The sequence below is a fragment of the Micromonospora sp. CNZ296 genome (genome assembly GCF_007827635.1).
On record NZ_VISW01000001.1, the window covers coordinates 697,864 to 713,878 of the forward strand.

At 70.3% G+C, this 16,015-nt stretch carries 16 protein-coding genes; 6 read left to right on the plus strand and 10 right to left on the minus strand.

What is annotated here, in order from left to right:
• The first annotated feature begins 79 nt into the window (after positions 1-79).
• From FB455_RS03255 to FB455_RS03280, 6 genes are all read left to right on the plus strand, one after another.
• Entirely contained in the window at positions 80-829 is a 750-nt protein-coding gene (locus tag FB455_RS03255) for a DsbA family protein (RefSeq protein ID WP_145752059.1), read from the plus strand.
• Positions 826-2,199 carry a cytochrome c biogenesis CcdA family protein gene (locus FB455_RS34170; protein ID WP_184975730.1) on the plus strand — a complete coding sequence of 458 codons (1,374 nt, stop codon included), beginning with the start codon at positions 826-828 and terminating at the stop codon, positions 2,197-2,199. Before FB455_RS03255 ends, FB455_RS34170 begins: the two co-directional genes overlap by 4 nt.
• Positions 2,196-2,591 carry a BlaI/MecI/CopY family transcriptional regulator gene (locus FB455_RS03265; RefSeq protein ID WP_145752061.1) on the plus strand — a complete coding sequence of 132 codons (396 nt, stop codon included), beginning with the start codon at positions 2,196-2,198 and terminating at the stop codon, positions 2,589-2,591. Before FB455_RS34170 ends, FB455_RS03265 begins: the two co-directional genes overlap by 4 nt.
• Positions 2,588-3,565 (plus strand): M56 family metallopeptidase, encoded by a 978-nt coding sequence (locus FB455_RS03270; RefSeq protein WP_145752063.1) that lies wholly within the window; start codon positions 2,588-2,590, stop codon positions 3,563-3,565. The genes FB455_RS03265 and FB455_RS03270 overlap by 4 nt, the downstream gene beginning before the upstream one ends.
• A 97-nt stretch (positions 3,566-3,662) precedes the next feature.
• Positions 3,663-4,262, plus strand: coding sequence for a class I SAM-dependent methyltransferase (locus tag FB455_RS03275; protein ID WP_145752065.1), 600 nt, complete (start codon positions 3,663-3,665; stop codon positions 4,260-4,262).
• Between the two features lie 78 nt (positions 4,263-4,340).
• Positions 4,341-5,093 (plus strand): PIG-L deacetylase family protein, encoded by a 753-nt coding sequence (locus tag FB455_RS03280; RefSeq protein ID WP_145752067.1) that lies wholly within the window; start codon positions 4,341-4,343, stop codon positions 5,091-5,093.
• Positions 5,094-5,144: 51 nt separating this feature from the next.
• Here the strand turns inward: FB455_RS03280 and FB455_RS03285 are convergent, their stop codons facing one another.
• From FB455_RS03285 to FB455_RS03330, 10 genes are all read right to left on the minus strand, one after another.
• Entirely contained in the window at positions 5,145-5,807 is a 663-nt protein-coding gene (locus FB455_RS03285; protein WP_222434124.1) for a class II aldolase/adducin family protein, read from the minus strand.
• Between the two features lie 222 nt (positions 5,808-6,029).
• Positions 6,030-6,419 (minus strand): hypothetical protein, encoded by a 390-nt coding sequence (locus FB455_RS03290; protein WP_145752069.1) that lies wholly within the window; start codon positions 6,417-6,419, stop codon positions 6,030-6,032.
• Positions 6,420-6,642: 223 nt separating this feature from the next.
• Complete coding sequence (locus FB455_RS03295; RefSeq protein ID WP_145752072.1) at positions 6,643-8,388, minus strand: aminotransferase class V-fold PLP-dependent enzyme; 1,746 nt, start codon at positions 8,386-8,388, stop codon at positions 6,643-6,645.
• A gap of 35 nt (positions 8,389-8,423) precedes the next feature.
• Positions 8,424-8,795 carry an OsmC family protein gene (locus FB455_RS03300; protein WP_225319522.1) on the minus strand — a complete coding sequence of 124 codons (372 nt, stop codon included), beginning with the start codon at positions 8,793-8,795 and terminating at the stop codon, positions 8,424-8,426.
• Positions 8,776-9,327 carry a sulfite exporter TauE/SafE family protein gene (locus FB455_RS03305; RefSeq protein ID WP_145752161.1) on the minus strand — a complete coding sequence of 184 codons (552 nt, stop codon included), beginning with the start codon at positions 9,325-9,327 and terminating at the stop codon, positions 8,776-8,778. The genes FB455_RS03300 and FB455_RS03305 overlap by 20 nt, the downstream gene beginning before the upstream one ends.
• A gap of 319 nt (positions 9,328-9,646) precedes the next feature.
• Positions 9,647-9,895: a sulfurtransferase TusA family protein gene (locus FB455_RS03310; RefSeq protein WP_221488044.1), complete on the minus strand. Its 249-nt coding sequence runs from the start codon at positions 9,893-9,895 to the stop codon at positions 9,647-9,649.
• Positions 9,896-9,905: 10 nt separating this feature from the next.
• Positions 9,906-10,514 carry a DsrE/DsrF/DrsH-like family protein gene (locus FB455_RS03315; RefSeq protein ID WP_145752076.1) on the minus strand — a complete coding sequence of 203 codons (609 nt, stop codon included), beginning with the start codon at positions 10,512-10,514 and terminating at the stop codon, positions 9,906-9,908.
• Between the two features lie 22 nt (positions 10,515-10,536).
• Positions 10,537-11,469 carry a molecular chaperone TorD family protein gene (locus tag FB455_RS03320; protein WP_145752078.1) on the minus strand — a complete coding sequence of 311 codons (933 nt, stop codon included), beginning with the start codon at positions 11,467-11,469 and terminating at the stop codon, positions 10,537-10,539.
• Positions 11,466-14,411 (minus strand): molybdopterin dinucleotide binding domain-containing protein, encoded by a 2,946-nt coding sequence (locus FB455_RS03325; protein WP_145752080.1) that lies wholly within the window; start codon positions 14,409-14,411, stop codon positions 11,466-11,468. The genes FB455_RS03320 and FB455_RS03325 overlap by 4 nt, the downstream gene beginning before the upstream one ends.
• 11 nt (positions 14,412-14,422) lie before the next feature.
• The gene (locus FB455_RS03330) at positions 14,423-16,009 is read right to left on the minus strand and encodes a 4Fe-4S dicluster domain-containing protein (protein WP_145752083.1); all 1,587 of its coding nucleotides are present in this window, start codon (positions 16,007-16,009) and stop codon (positions 14,423-14,425) included.
• Positions 16,010-16,015 lie beyond the last annotated feature (6 nt).

The window sequence follows — 16,015 nt, forward strand, 5'->3', positions numbered from 1 at the left end:
GCCTGCTCTACTAGCAGACCTAGTACTAAGGTGGATAGTACTAAGGCAGATAGTAGATCCGATGACAGCTGGAGGAGACATGCAACGCCCGACGAAGCCGACGCGCAAGAGCGCCAGGCGTACGCCCCCGATCCGTCGGGCGGCTGGCTGGCTGGGCCCGGTTGTCGTTATCGCGATCGTCGCCGTCCTGGCGATCCTCGCCCGGCCCGCCGACAAGCCGGCGGAGCCGGCCGCCGGGACCGCCGCTGGAGGAGCGGCCGGTGGCCAGACAGAGAATCCCTTTGCCAGCCTGGCCCGGCGGGCGGCCAACGACCCGCTCGCGCTCGGGAAGCCCGAGGCGCCTGTCGTGATCATCGAGTACGCCGATTTCCAGTGTCCCTTCTGCGGGCGGCACGCCCGTGAGACCGAGCCGAAGCTGGTCCAGGAGTACGTCGACAAGGGGCTGGTTCGCATCGAATGGCGTGATCTGCCCTACCTCGGTGCCGAGTCGGACGACGCGGCGGCCGCGGGGCGGGCCGCCGCCGCTCAGGGGAAGTTTTGGGAGTTCCACAACGCCGTGTACGCGAAGGAGCGCCGGGTGAACAGCGGTTCCCTGGACGAGGGCGCGCTGCGCGACATCGCCAAGAGCATCGGGCTGGACCTCGCCAGGTTCGACACCGACCGCGCCTCCGCCGCTACTGAGGCGGCCGTCCTGCGCGATCAGCAGGAGGCGACCTCGATGGGCATCACCGGCACCCCGGCGTTCCTGGTGGGAGACACGCCGATCATCGGCGCGCAGCCGTACAAGGCGTTCAAGCAGGCCATCGACAAGCAGCTGGATGCGAAGTGAGTGAGATCGGCTACCTCGCCGCCCTGCTCGGGGGGGTTCTCGCCCTGCTCAGCCCGTGCAGCGCGATGTTGCTGCCCGCCTTCTTCGCGTATGCCTTCCAGAACCCGCGCCAGTTGCTTGCCCGCACTGCCGTCTTCTACCTCGGCCTCGCCGCCGTCCTGGTACCGCTCGGTGCCGGGTCCTCGGTCGTGGCCGGTGCATTCTTTCAGCACCGCGACACGCTGATCCTGGTCGCGGGCTGGTCGATCATCGCGCTGGGCGTCATGCAGCTGGCCGGCAAGGGGTTCGCCTTCGGGCCGGCGCAACGGTTGATGGGGCGGATCACCGGGGACTCCCCGCTATCGGTGTTCGCCCTCGGCGCGGTCTACGGGCTGGCCGGCTTCTGCTCCGGTCCGATCCTGGGCGGGATCCTGACGGTCGCCGCGACCTCCGAGCAGCCGGCGGCCGGTGGTGCCCTGCTGGCTGTCTACGCCCTGGGCATGACGGTGCCCCTGCTGCTGCTCGCCCTGGTCTGGGACCGGTGGCGCATCGGCGAGCGTCGGTGGCTGCGGGGCCGACAGTTCTCTGTGGGTCGGCTGCACCTGCACACCACGTCAACCGTCTCCGGCCTGCTCTTCGTCGCCCTAGGCGTGCTCTTCCTGGTCTTCGACGGCACGGCAGGCCTAGCCGGCGGCTTCGGCCTGACCGACGTCGAGGGCGCCGCGCAGGAGTGGGTGACGGGAACGCTTGGCGACGTACCGGACGAACTGGTCCTCCTCGTCGCGGGGTTGGCCGCGGTCACCGTCCTGGTGCTGCGCTGGCGTCGTTCCGCGACCCCGGAAACGGCTGGCGCCCCGCTGCCGTCCGCCACGGACGTGGCCGGAGTGAACCTCACGACCGGCCCCTCGGAGTGGCCGGCTCGGCGGTGGATGGCGGCGGTCGCCGGCGCCGTGGGAACCACGGTGGTGATCGCGGTTCCCACCGACCTGATCGACACCCCCTACTTCAGCCGCGACATGGCCGTCACCTGGTGGGCGTGGCCGGTGCTGGTGGTGACCGCGGCGCTGTCCGGACTGCTCCTGGCGACCTACGTCGCGCCCGTCGCCGGAACCGGCGACAAGGCGGCGGGCCGCAGCGAGTCGCGGACCGGCGTGACCGGGGCGACCCTGTCCCTGTTCGCCGTCGGTTGCCCCGTCTGCAACAAGATCGTCCTGATCGCGCTCGGCTACAGCGGCGCGATGAGCTGGTTCGCTCCGGCGCAGCCCGTACTCGCCGCGGGCTCGATCGTCCTGCTCGCCTGGGCACTGCGGCGTCGGCTCGCCGGCGAACGGGCCTGTCCGGCTCCGGCCGCGTCGGAACCGCTCACCGCCGACGGTACGGTCCACCGGTGAGCCGACTCCGAAGGAAGGACCCCGGCAACGACCGCCCGCTGGGTCCGCTGGAATCCGCGGTGATGAACGCGTTGTGGGAAGCGGCCGGGCCGCTCACGGTGCGGCAGATGGTCGACGCGATGGCGGACCGCGACCTCGCCTACACCACGGTGATGACGGTCCTGGACAACCTGCATCGCAAGGGCTGGGCGGAGCGCGACCTCGCCGGCCGGGCGTACCGGTACCGCCCGAAGGCCAGCCGGGAGGAGCACGTCGGACAGCTCATGGCCGAGGCGCTCTCCTCGGCCGCCGACCAGCATGCGGCACTGGCCCGGTTCGTCGACGCCATGGCTCCCGAGGAGGCGGCGGCGCTGCGCGAGCTACTGGACCAGCGCGGAAAGTCGAGCCCGTGACCAGCCTGGTACTGCTGGCCTGGGCGGCCGCGGTGGCGGTCCTCGCCCGTCCTGCCCTGACCGGACGATGGACGACCTCCCTGCCGCGGCTCACGGTTGGGCTGTGGCTCGGCGCGGAACTGTCCGTCACCGTCGCCGTCCTCACCGCCGGGCTGCTCGTCGCCGTACCGCCGGCTGCCCTCGCCGCTGGTCTGGAGGGCATCGTGGCGGCGTGCACCCGTGCGTTGGCGGGCCTGGGAGCCCCGAACGAGACTCTCGCCGTCATCGGACTGCTGGCCACTGCGGCCCTCGTCGCCCGCCTCCTGATCAGTCTGATCGTGACGTTCATCCGTGCGCGCCGCTGGCGTCGTCGCCACCTCGCCGCGCTGCTGCCGCTGGCCCGGCAGGACGCCGGCGACGAGTGGACCCTCGTGGACCATGCCACCGCCGCGGTCTACTGCCTGCCCGGCCGCCCGGGCAATGTCATCGTCACCAGCGCCGCGATCGACACCCTCACCGCCGACGAGCTCGCAGCCGTACTGGGGCACGAGCGGGCACACCTCCGAGGCCGGCACCACCTCCTCGTCGCCCTCGCCGTCGCGTTCCACCGCGCTCTGCCCGGACTGCCCATGGCCGCCGCGGCCGAGACGGAGATCAGACGGCTGGTGGAGCACCTGGCCGACGACCGGGCCAGCAAGCGCCACGGGCGGCAGGCTGTCGCCACCGCCATCGTCCGGCTCGCCGACCGCACTCCCCAGCACGCTCTCGGCGCCGCGGCAGGCGCCGTCGACCGGGTACGCCGGATGCTCGCACCACCGGCCCGACCCCGCATCCTGCATCGCCTCGTCGCCGTCAGCGCCATCGGACTGCTCATGACCGGACCACCCGCCGTCGCGGTGGCATCCGCGGGCCTGCTCGTCCAGGGTGCCAGCTGCTCCGCTGGTTCCCCACCTTCGGCAGCGGGTCCGGCCGCCGCCCGTCCGGCCGGCGGGTGACGAATCCGAGCCCAACCGACCCCCACCAGCCGGGAACCGGCGCGAGGATGAGGGCGCCGGGAACCATCGTTCGCATCCTGTGGAGAGGAGCACGACCGTGGACAGCAGAGCCTGGGACGAGCGGTACGCGAGCGCCCCGGAACTCGTGTGGACCGCCGAACCGAACCGCTTCGTCGTGGAGGAGGTCGCCGGTCTGTCCCCCGGCAGAGCCATCGACCTCGCCGCCGGCGAGGGACGCAACGCGGTGTGGCTGGCCCAGCAGGGTTGGGAGGTCACGGCGGTCGACTTTTCCCCGGTGGCCATCGAGCGGGGCCGGGAACTGGCCCGCCAGCGAAACGTCACCGTCGACTGGCACGTCGCCGACGTCACCACGTACACGCCGCCGGCCGACGGTTTCGATCTGGTGCTGATCGCATACCTGCACCTGCCCGCCGCCGAGATCGCAGTCGTGCTGTCCCATGCCCGGGACGCCGTGCGAGCCGGCGGCATTGTCCTCGTGGTCGGCCACGACCTCGCCAACCTCTCCGGCGGCACGGGCGGGCCGCAGGACCCCGACGTCCTGCTCACCCGTGAGTCGGTGGCGAAAGAGCTGCAAGGGCTGCGGATCCGCCGGGCCCAGACCGCTCACCGACCGGTGACTGTGCAGGGCCGGACCGTCGACGCGCTGGACACGGTGGTGGTCGCCGAACGCTCCTGACGACAGCTGCGGGGGAAGCGGCGAGGGCATATGTCGCATACCTGGGGGGGTATAGTAGTCCGTGAGGAAGTGACTGCTATGACTCTCCCGATCACCCATACCCAGCCGACACTCCCGTGGCAGGTCACCGGCGTGTTGGCTGTGGTCGCCCACCCCGACGACGAGTCCTTCGGCCTCGGTGCCGTATTGGCGGAGCTGATCTCCCAGGGCGCCCGGGCGAGCGTCCTCTGCTTCACCCACGGCGAGGCCTCCACCCTGCACGGCCGCCCAGGGGAGCTGGCAGTGGTCCGGTCCCAGGAGCTGACGGAAGCGGGGGCGGCACTCGGCCTGTCCCGGGTCGAGCTGCACGACTACCCCGACGGCAACCTGGCCGGCGTACCCGTCGATGAGCTGGCCGCGCACGTCCTGCGACTCATCGGCGAGGAGCGCCCCAGCCACCTGCTGGCATTCGACCTCGGCGGGGTTACCGGCCACCCTGACCACCACCACGCCACCCGGGCCGCCCTGCTCGCCGCTGGCACGGCCGGACTGCCGGTGCTGGCCTGGGCCCTGCCCCGATCGACCACGGAGCAGCTCAACGCCGAACTCGGTACGGCCTTTGTCGGACGCGACCCGGCCGAACTGGACGCGACGCTCTTCGTTAGCCGTGAGCTCCAGGCGGTCGCCATCGCCCGCCACCGCAGCCAGTCGGCCGACAATCCCGTGCTCCGCCGACGGTTGGAACTGCTCGGCGACCGTGAGTACCTGCGATCGATCCACCCGTCGGGACGGACGCCCACGACACGGGGCAGGGAATCCGGACACGTCCGACCGCCGGTCGTCACCCCATAGACCCGGTCAGCCTCGATACCGGTCGTGCGGGCCGGGCCTCGCCCGGACGGGTCAGAGGGCCCGTCGAATACCGGCGCGGACGGCGTCGAGCGCGCCTTCGGGGAAGTCCACCGCACCGCCGAGCTCGGTGGCCTCGAGTTCGGCGCGGGCCGCCTCTTCCAGCGCCTCGACGAGATGGGCGGCGTCCATCGGACGGACGCCGAAGGCGAGCAGGCCGTGGTTGGCGAGGATCACTGCCGAGGTAAGGGGGTGCGACTGCAGGGTCCGCACGATGCCTTCCACCGATTCGGCGGTGCCCCGGGGAGCCCAGGGGACGACCGGGACGTCCTCGGCCTGCCCGAATCTGAGCCGGGCTTCGTATCGGCACGGCAGGGGTCGGCTGGCCAGCGCGAAGCCGGTGACCGCCGGGGAGTGCGTATGGATGATCGCTCCGATGTCACCACGGGTCTGGTAGACCCGCGTGTGCATGGACACGATCTCCATGTTCTCGGGCGTGATGTCGCCCTCGACCACCTCGCCGTCAAGCCGGACGATGGCGAACTGGTCGGCCCCCAGCTGGCGGACGCGTCCCGTGTTGCTGATGACCATCGTGTCGACGTCGGCTCGCGCACTGACGTTGGCGTGGCCGGAGTGGGACATCACCCCGGCTGTGAACAGTTCGCGCACCGCATCGACCAGCTGCGTGCGCAGTTCGTCGGGCGAGGCAGTGGCCACGTCATCCCCCGTCCATCGGGCTGAGATCGGCCGGCGAGATACCCGTCCCGGCACTTTTCACACCCTGCAACCGCAGGTGCGCGGGCACTCAACCTCCGGCTTGCCTACCGCGGATGCGGACCAGGCAGGTCGCTCAAAAGGCCGGGAGCCGGCGCCAGCGTCGAGCTGGTACGCCCGTGCCGACGACGGTCCCGGCCTTCACAGGTCGGCGACGAACTGGGTTCACCAGCCGGCGGGCAGCATGGCGACCGGCATCAGGGCGACCTGGTAGAGGTAGCCGCCATCCTGGGTGCCGGTGGCCCACAGGGCCGTGACCATGTAGATCACCTTGACGGTGTTGTCCTGCGACACCTCGGTCACGTAGACGATGCGGTCGGCCATGATGCCGATCTGCTCTTCGGTCCAGAGAATTCGATCGGCCATGCTGCCGATCTGGTCCTCCGTGTAGAGGACGCCGTTGAGGGTCTGCTCGTACGTGCTCGCTCCGAGCTGGCCCACGTAGACGACCACATCTGTGCCGGCCGGGGCTGCCGATGCGACACTTGGGCGCGCCACACCCACCGCGAGCGCCACCAGGGTCGCAGCCAGCAGAACCATCATCTTCTTGATCATTCGGAAAACCTCCTGTCGGATACCCCCGGGGGTATGTTCCAACCGTAGCCGGGGCGGGCCGACATAGGGGATCTCGGTTAGGCAACTCACAGAGGTTGAGAGACATCGATCAGTTGCTCCGCCGCCAAGCACGTCGGACGGGACATCGCCTCGGTCCGCGAACCTGCAGATCGTCGCCGCGCGCGGCGTTCACAGGGTGCGGCGTGGTCGGCCGGGCCGGTCGTTACGGTCGGCCGCTGTTCGCCCGGACCCGGTCGACCGGCCCGAGACATGCCGGGGGCAGGTGGAACCAGCGCAGCGCCTCGAAGTCGTCCGGTAGGCCGGTCACTCCCTCATCAAGACTATCTTTGCGGGTGCGGAAGATGTCCCGTGCCTCGCGCAGGTAGCCGGTCAGGGCGTCCTCGCCGGCCCTCTCTATCCGGCCCGGGCGCGTCGGCCCGCCGCCGAACAGGTAGTTCAGGTCGGCTAGGCGCAGCGGCGGTCGAGGAGGACCTTCGTAGTGGCGCCACAGCCCGGTGCGGGGGTCGAAGCGGTAGTCGCTCAGCAGCCGGTGCCCGTACCGGGCGACGAGGTCGACTGCGTCGATGAGGTAGTCGGCAACCGTGTCCGAGATGAAGTAGTTGAAGTTGATCCGGGTCCAGCCGGGCTTGATCCCCTCGCAGCCGAGGCCGATCTCGTCACGGAAGGCGTGCGAGCGCTCAGTGTCGATTGCCAGGAGACGATGTCCGTACGGTCCCGCGCAGGAGCAGCCACCGCGGGTCTGGATACCGAACAGGTCGTTGAGCAGCGCGACGACGAAGTTGTGGTGCAGGTAGCGGGCTCCGTGGCGGAGCCGAAGTGACACGATGGACAGGCGACGGGCCTCGGGGTTCCCCAGCACCTCGATCGCCGGGTTGTCGGACCAGCGGTGCAGCGCCCTCGACCACAACCGCTCCTCGCGGGCCTGGATGACATCGGTGCTGACGGCCTGCTTGAGGGCGAACACCAGTCCGGCTCGGATCGATTCGACGATCGCCGGGGTGCCGCCCTCCTCTCGCGCGACCGGGTCGTCGAGATAGCGGTGACTGACGGGGTCGACGAAGGCCACCGTGCCGCCGCCGGGGGCCGTGGGTACCCGGTTCCGGATGAGATCCCGGCGCACCACCAGGACGCCGGGTGTCTGCGGGCCGCCGACGAACTTGTGCGGGGACAGGAACACGGCGTCCTTGCTGTCCCCGGCCCCCGGCTTCGACTCACCCATCCGGATCGGCACGTACGGGCCGGCCGCCGCGTAGTCCCAGAACGACAGCGCCCCGTGGGCGTGCAGCAGTGCGGCGAGCGCGTCGGCGTCGGACAGGATGCCGGTGACGTTGGAGGCCGCCGAGAAGCTGCCGATCCGCAACGGCCGGTCCGCGTAACGGGCCAGCTGCACGGCGAGCTCCGCCTGGTCGATGTGCCCGTCGGCGTCCGCGCCGATGACCACCACGTCGGCGTACGTCTCCCGCCACGGCAATTCGTTCGAGTGGTGTTCGTACGGACCGACGAACACCACCGGCCGCTGCTCAGCCGGAATGTGACGCTGAAGGTCGTAGCGACGCGACGGTGCGTCGGGCAGCCGTAGCTCCAGGATTCCGATCAGCTTGTTGACGGCGGCGGTGGCACCCGAACCGCAGAAGATCACCACGTGCTCGTCCGTCCCGCCCACGGCGTCGTGGATGATCTGCCGGGCATCCTCGCGTAGCCGTCCGGTCGCCAGGCCCGTGCCGGAACTCTCGGTGTGGGTGTTGGCGTAGCGCGGCAGCACCCACTCCCTGATGGCGTCCTCGATGAAATCGAGCGACCGGCCCGACGCGGTGTAGTCGGCGTAGGTGATCCGCCGGGGCCCGTAGGGGCAGTCCAGCACCTCGCCCTCACCGATGATGCCGTCGCGGATCCGCGCCAGCAGCTCATCATTACGGCTGGCCGCCGTCGCATCGCCGGTTACGCCCACGTCCTACCCTCCTGTCCCTGCGAGGCGCCTCGCTGTCAGAGCAGGTCGATGGTGACCGTCGGCGGCGAGGTCAGAGTGTTGTGCACGGTGCAGTGCGAGGCCACGGCCAGCAGGGCAGGCCTGCGCGCCTCCGGGAGATCCTCGGGCACCCGAAGGGAGAGCCGGACCTCGGCCACCCGGGCCGGGCGGTCAGCGGCCATCCGGTAGCTGACAGCGACGCCCAGACCGTCGCGGCTCAAGCCGTGCCGGGTCAGGTACCGGCCGGCGTAGAAGGCAACGCAGGTCGCCAGCGACGCGACGAACAACTCCGTGGGCGTCGGCGCCTCGTCCTCACCCCCCGCCTCGGGCGGCTGGTCCACCAGCATCCGGTGTCCCCGTACCGCGAACTCATAGGATTCCCCAGTCACGAAGCGGACATCCACCGTCCCGGCATCCCCGCCCACGGCCTGCACGTTCAGCTGGCCCATCGGACCGCTCCCCTCGATGTGGTGCTCGTTCAGCCAACACCGGCGCCGGGCCCGATTGGTAGATCCACCTGGATCCGACAACAGGACCTTGTGCCCTGCCGTTACGGCTCCGGTCACTCAAGGTGATCCTCGCGTAGTCGTCGGCTGCTGGCGGCATGTGGCAGGAATCATCAGCGGCCGAAGAGAAGTAGCCCTGACGCGAGCCGGGCGGGGGCAACCCCGTACATGCGGGTGAGCCAGCCGGGTTGGAGCGGATGGCCAGGCGAGCGCGGAGGTAGGCGGCGGGCACAGCCATCACGGTGTATGTTGCGACAACCCGCCGGTCGACGCGACCCAGTGCCCAGTGGGTGACAGTGCCGGGCAACGCCAGGGCGGCGGAGACCGCCAGCGAGGTCGCGAGCGCCCGTTTGATCGGCAAGCGGAGGATCAGCAGGTAGAGCGGGGCGAGGAGGAAATTACCGCCGCTGGCCAGAGTTGCCTACGCCGCACCTCGCCGACAGTGCACTGCAAAGGCCAGGACCGGCGGGCCGCTGTAGTGCAGGGTGGGGGCTTCGCCGTGGGTGGCCACTCTCGCCCGGTGCCATGGGTGATCAGCTCTTCCAACCCGGTGCCGAGGCCGAAGGGCTCGTCGTCGGCGCGGGGGAGCGTGCCGCCGTCCGTTGCGCCAAGTCAGTTTGACTTTGACGGCGCGCGCAGGCGCTGGCGGGCCGGGCGGGGGTCTGCTCGGCTCGTCCCGGGTCCAAGCCGGGTGGAATGCTTCGGCGCCAGGGCGTTTACCTGTCCGGCTTTGATCACGACTCCTCGGTTTTGCGAATGAAGAAGACCAGGATGCCCTCCTCGATGCCACTGGAGAGCAGCTCGTAGCCATTGTCCTCAGCCCAGGCCGGAATGTCGGACAACGCACCCTTGTCCGTGGCCAGCACCTTGATCACCTGGGTCGGGCCCAGCCGCCGCATGGCCTTAGTGGCGGCGAGCACGGGCATCGGACACATCAGGTCACGGGCGTCGACGACCTCGTCGACGTGGATGTCGATAGTCATGCGTCTCCTCCTAGATGAACATGGTCACGTGGGACTTGCGGGCCTCGGACATGAACGCGGCCGCGCCGGCGAATTCCACACCGTCCACGAAGTCGTCGTGGGTGTACCCGAACACGTCGATGGTCATCTGGCAGCCGATGAGCCGTACCCCGAGTTCGCGTGCCTCGTCGAGCAGGGTCCGGATGCTCGCCACGTTGTTCTTCGCGAACTTCGACTTCATCATCCTGGTCGAGAGCGCCTTCATGCCCGGCATCGCGGTCAGCACGTCAGGCATTGGCACCGGCATCGGCATGGCGGGGTTGCCCACCGGGTCGACCAGGAGCTTGCGCTCGGCGTCCTTGTGAATGATGTTCAGGCCGTAGAAGGTGAAGAACACCGACGTCTGCAGGCCGGCGGCGGCCGCCGCGGTGCTCAGGATGAGTGGCGGGTACGCCCAGTCAAGTGTCCCCTTGGAGGCGACCAGGGCCGCGCGGCGGGAAGCCGGGTTCTTTGCCCACGCCCGCTTGATCTCGTCGCGGACGATGCTGCGGACATCCTCCTCAGTCAGCCCGAACTTGGTTCCCGGCGGGGACCCATCCGGAGCGTCTGCCGGAACCTGTGTGTGAAGCTCGGAGGTCATCTCGTTCCTCCATCTCCTGCCGTTACAGGCGATCGTCGTGACTGAACTTCTCTGCGATCATGTGTGCCTCTCGCTGGGCGGCCGTCAGCACATCCGCCGTGATCGCCGCACGTTCTGCCCAGTGCCGGGCTGCCGGTCCGACGACCGGCTCGTCGGCACGGTGCCGCGCCCACCATTCGCGCGCCTGCTCGGCCAGGGCCGCCAGCGTCACAGCGGGATCCTGCTCGAGCAGCGCCCGCAGCACCCGTCGCCGGTCACCCAGCCGCAGGCCCAAGCCGGTACCGCGGGCCACCGTCGCCAGATGGGCGCGGGTGATGATGACGCCGCTGCGGGCCGGCGTGAGCAGACCCGTCAGCAGGCCGTCAAGGCCGCCGCCGTCGCCGAGCGGCGCCACGTCACGCAGGTGCGCCGGTGGGCGGTCGGGCAGACCGATCTCGGCGGCCTCCGCCAGCAGGGCGTCGTGCAGCAACCGCGCCCACTGCGCGTACGGTGCGGGGCCGCTGTCCGCCATCGCACGCGCGTACGCCGGGAGCCAGCTCGCGAGGTGTTCGTGGAACAGCGCGACCCGGGCCTGGCGGCGCATCGTCCGCCGCGGGCCGGCCGGCTCGTCGCACTCCGCGTCGGCCAGCGCCGCGTAGAGCCCGAGCAGGGCGGCGACGTGGTCGGCGTCGGACGGTACCGGCAGCCGCAGCGCCCGCCAGAAGCCCGCGACCCGGTCGGCGGCCTCACCGCCGAGCATGCCTTCCGCGCCGAGGTAGACGGAGGCGTGCGGCACCAACTGCACCACGAATGCCTCGGTCCACTGCTCGCCGCTGGGCCGGGGCAGCCTGAGCAGGTCGGCCAGGCGCAGCTGAGCTTCGCCGGGCGCCTCGGCCAGCGCCCCCAGCGCTCGGAACAGCTCCGCCCGGTTCCGGGTGCGTCCGGGCGCGAACCCGGCCAGCGGCAGCGTGGTCATCGGAGCGCTTCCCCCTCTCGGACCGGGGAGCCATCCTCTGCGGGGAGGTTGAAGATGGGCTTGGCCGGCTTCAGCGGCCGCATCAGCCAGTACGGCCGCCGGGTGCCGTCCGGCGAGTGCCGATGGGCCGGCCGGGCCAGCTCCAGCCACCGTCGGTAGACCTCGTGGGCCTTGGCAGTGTCCACGACGATGTCCCCGTACGCCTCGGCGGGCGTGGCCTTGCGCACCCGTACCGCCTGATGCCAGCAGTGCTGCCCGGAGATCGGGTCCGGGTGCACCGGGAAGGTGAGATTCTGGTGCACGCCGACGTCGCTCCACCAGATCCGGGCGGTGTCCGGATCACTGGACTGATACGGCGACACCCCGGCCAGCCGCGTCATCCGCCACCGGCCGTCGTCCCGGGCCAGGTCGACGGTCGCCATCATCTGCCGCTGGCTGTTCTCACCCTGCGCGGCGAGCTTCCACCGGCCCATGTGGTGGCTGCAGGCCACGACCCCGGGCCGGATGCCCTCGGTGACCCAGGCCTTCACCACGTAGCAGCCGATCTCCGTCTCCACGGTCACCAGGTCTCCGTTGCCGACGTCGATCCGGGTGGCATCGCGCGGGTGGATCCAGAGCGGGTTGGTGTGCGCGAGCTCGTCGAGCCACTTGGCGTTTCCGCCGCGGGTGTGGATCTGCGTCGGGAGGCGGAAGGTGGAGATCAGCACGAGCTGGTCGGGTGCCATCGCCTCGGGGTGCACGTGACTGCGCTCGTACCGGGGGACGGCCTGGTCCCGCCAACCCCAGTCGGCGAGGGTGCGGGAGTAGAACTCCAGCCTGCCGCTGGGGGTGGGGAAGCCGCGGCGGACCGCGCCGTCGATGCGGACGCCGACCGGCCGGCGGCCCTGGTCGTCGGGTTCCGGGGCGGCCATCGGCACGATGTTGGGGGAGGTCGGCGCCGGGGCGCGGGTGTAGACCCGGCCGAAGTTGTCCTCGCCGACGTCGACGAGCTGGTCGTCGGGGACGGGCTCCTCGTAGATCGGGCCGATTCCCTTGCGCACCTCGAACGCGCCGTACCGGCGCATGTACGCCAGCGGGGTCAGCCCTTCGGCGGCGGCCTTCTCCGGCAGGCCGGGTACCGAGTTCTCGAAGATCCAGCCGTAGTACTCGTCGACCGACAGCTTCGTACCCGGCTGCTCCTTCGACTCGTGGTACTGCCGGATGCCCAGGCTGCCGTCCGGATCGATGCGCCAGGAGAGTTCGATCCAGAACTCGTTCTCCTCCCACACCTGTCCTGGGTTGACCTCGCGGGTGTCGCCGACCTGCTCGCCCAGCCGCTCCCGCGCGGCGCGCAGCACCGGCTGGCGGAAGCCGATCCACTGCCCGTCGTACTGCTCGTAGGAGTGCAGGTCGTGCCGTTCGGGGCCGAGCCCCATCGGCAGGACGTAGTCGGCGAGGAAAGCCGTCTCGCTCCACGTCGGCGTGAGCGCGACGTGCAGTCCGACCATGGACTCGTCGGTGAGAACCTCCATCCAGCTCAGCCCGTCCGGGTTGGTCCAGACCGGGTTGTAGACGCGGGTGAAGTAGACGTCGAGCTTCCCTCGGCCTTCCTTCAGGAAGTGCGGGAGGAGGAAGGACAGCTCGTTGAGGGCGAGGGGGTACTCCAGCGGCCAGGTCAGGTCGTTCCAGGTGCCGGGGTGCGGCGGGGTGTGGATGGGCCGCGGCACGAACTTGTTCCACGCGTTCGGGTGGGTGCCGCCCGGCGTCGCGACTGCCCCCAGCATCGCGTTGAGCAGGAACAGGGTGCGGGAGACCTGCCATCCGTGCAGGTTGCCGGCGCTCGCCGAACGCCAGGTGTGGGTGGACAGCCGGGTACCGGCGCCGCCGACCAGCTCGGCCACTCGTTCGATGGTCGCGGCGTCGACGCCGGACTCGGCGGCGGCGAACTCGAACGTGTACGGCGCGTAGAGCTCGCGCAGCACCTCCTCGAACTCCTCGAACACGGGCGCCCGCTCGGGATGCTCGGCGGCCAGGTACTCGGCCCAGTTCCACCAGCGGCGCATGAACTCCCGGTCATGCAGCCCGTTGCGCAGCAGGTACGACGCGACGGCCAGCAGGATGGCCGGCTCCGAACCGGGGTACGGGGAGAGCCAGTGGTCCGCGTGGGTGGCGGTGTTGGACAACCGGGTGTCGAAGACGATCAGCTTGGCACCACGTTGCTTCGCCTCCATCACCCGCTGCGCGTGCGGGTTGAAGTAGTGTCCCGCCTCCAGGTGGGAGCTGACCAGCAGGATGACGTCGGCGTTGGCGTGGTCCGGGCTGGGCCGGTCGATGCCGGTCCAGAAGTGGTATCCGGCCCGCGCGCCACTGGAGCAGACGTTGGTGTGCGAGTTGTGCCCGTCCACGCCCCAGCTGGCCAGCACCCGCTCGGTGAAGCCGTCCTCGCCGGGCCGTCCGACGTGGTACATGATCTCGTTGCGCCGGTCCTCCACGACGGCGGTGCGGATCCGGGAGGCGATGTCGTCGAGCGCAACGTCCCAGCTGACCGGCGCCCACCGTCCCTCACCGCGCGCGCCGACCCGCTTGAGCGGTTGCAGGATCCGGTCGGGGTCGGTGACCTGGTTAATGGTGGCCGGGCCCTTGGCGCAGTTGCGCCCACGCGATCCGGGATGCTCGGGGTTGCCCTCGAACTTGCGGACCTGGGCGGTGTCCCGGTCCACGTAAGCCAGCAGGCCGCAGGCGGACTCGCAGTTGAAGCAGGTGGTCGGCACCAGCAGGTAGTGCCGCTCGGTCCGCTTCGGCCAGTCCCGGGACTCCAGCTCCACCCAGTCGTCCCAACGCTCCTTCGGAGGGAACGCGGCCAGGTGGACCCGGCTCGGCCCCGGGTAGAACGTCTCGCCTCGGGCGTCGGCCTCGGCCCGGGCCGCGCTGACCCGGCCGGCGATGTCGTCAACTCGTGTCATTGCGGTGTCTCCTAGGCGAGGGGGACCGATTGGCCGGCCTGGACGTAGGCGTGTTCGTGCAGGGCCAGGCCGGCGAGCGCGACCACCGCGGCCGCGGCGACCAGCCCACCGCCGAGGCCGACCGACACGACTCCGGCCGCGGCCAGCAGGGCGAGGGCCACCAGGGCCAGGCTCGCCCGGTAGGGCCAGCGGTACCGGCCGCCGGTCATCGCGTACGTGGCGAGCCTCGCGTGGGCGGTGACATGCGGCAGCGTGACCTCGCCGAGCACGAACAGCAGGTGTGCCAGGGTGGCGCCGCCGAGCACCCAGCCCAGGGCGTGGGTCACTCCATCGGTCCGCCATGCCTGGATCGGGAGCAGCACCGCCGCGCCGGCGAGGAACGCCTGCACCGCCAGGTGTGGTGGGAGCAGCGGGCTCTGCCACAGGTCGCGTGCCTTGGCCTGAGCGAACAGGTACGCGGTGTAGACCGCGGTGAGCAGGGCCAGCGGCAGTCCCGCGACGGCCGCGCCGGTCCGCAGGGCGGGGGCGTCGATGATCGCGGCGAGCAGGTGCAGCCCCAGTACGGCGGCGAAGCCGCCCAGGATGATCCCGCCGCGGGCCAGCCAGGAGCGCCACTGTGGCCGGGTCAGGATCAGATAGAACCGTTCCGGGTGTTCGAGGTCCCAGATCAGTAGGGCTGCGGTCAGGGCCAGAAACGTGGCGGCGACGACCGGAGCGATCCAGACCCAGAGCGAGCTGGCGGCGTCGAGCCTGCCCAGCAGCACCAGGAGCAGGGGGACCAGATACGCCCCGGCCGCGATGCTCTTCGTCCAGGTGTAGGCGCTGACCCGCCAGTCCCAGGGCGCGCGGTGCGCGATGTCGTACGAGATGATGGCGGCGGCGCTGCTGGACTGGGCCGTGGTCGGTCCCTGCACGATGTGCGGACCCGTCGGTTGCTCGGCCCAGGCGTAGGTGTCCCCCTCCGGTCGGCCGGCGGCGAGGGGATCCAGCGTGGCCTGCGTGGCTCCCTTGTAGAACAGCTTCGGCCTGGTGCCCTTTTCGGGCCGGCGGACCGACACCGGTTCGCGGTTGACGATCTGCGCCACGGCGGAGTCGGGGTCGTTCAGGTCGCCGACCATGATCGCTTGGGTGGGGCAGACGACCACGCAGGCCGGCTCCAGTCCCACTTCGAGGCGGTGTGCGCAGAAGTTGCACTTCTCCGCGCAGTGGTCCTCGGGGTTGATGAAGATCGCATCGTAGGGACAGGCCGCCATGCAGAACTTGCAGCCGATGCAGGCGTTCTTGTCGAAGTCGACGATGCCGTCGTCGCGGACGTACATCGCGCTGGTGGGGCAGGCGGCCACGCAGGGTGCGTCGGTGCATTGGTTGCAGCGGGTGACCTGGAACGCCCGCCGGGCCTGCGGGAATGCACCGACGTCGACGTTCTTGACGAACGTGCGGGTCACCGAGAGCGGCACGTCGTTCTCCGACTTGCATGCCGTGGTGCAGGCATGACAGCCCACGCATTTAGTCTGGTCGATGACTTTCGCCCACGCGGGGCTGGGTGGCCCCGTTCCGATCGAGCGGGCGATGATTGGCGGCGCGGGCTCGTGTGGCATTGCGCC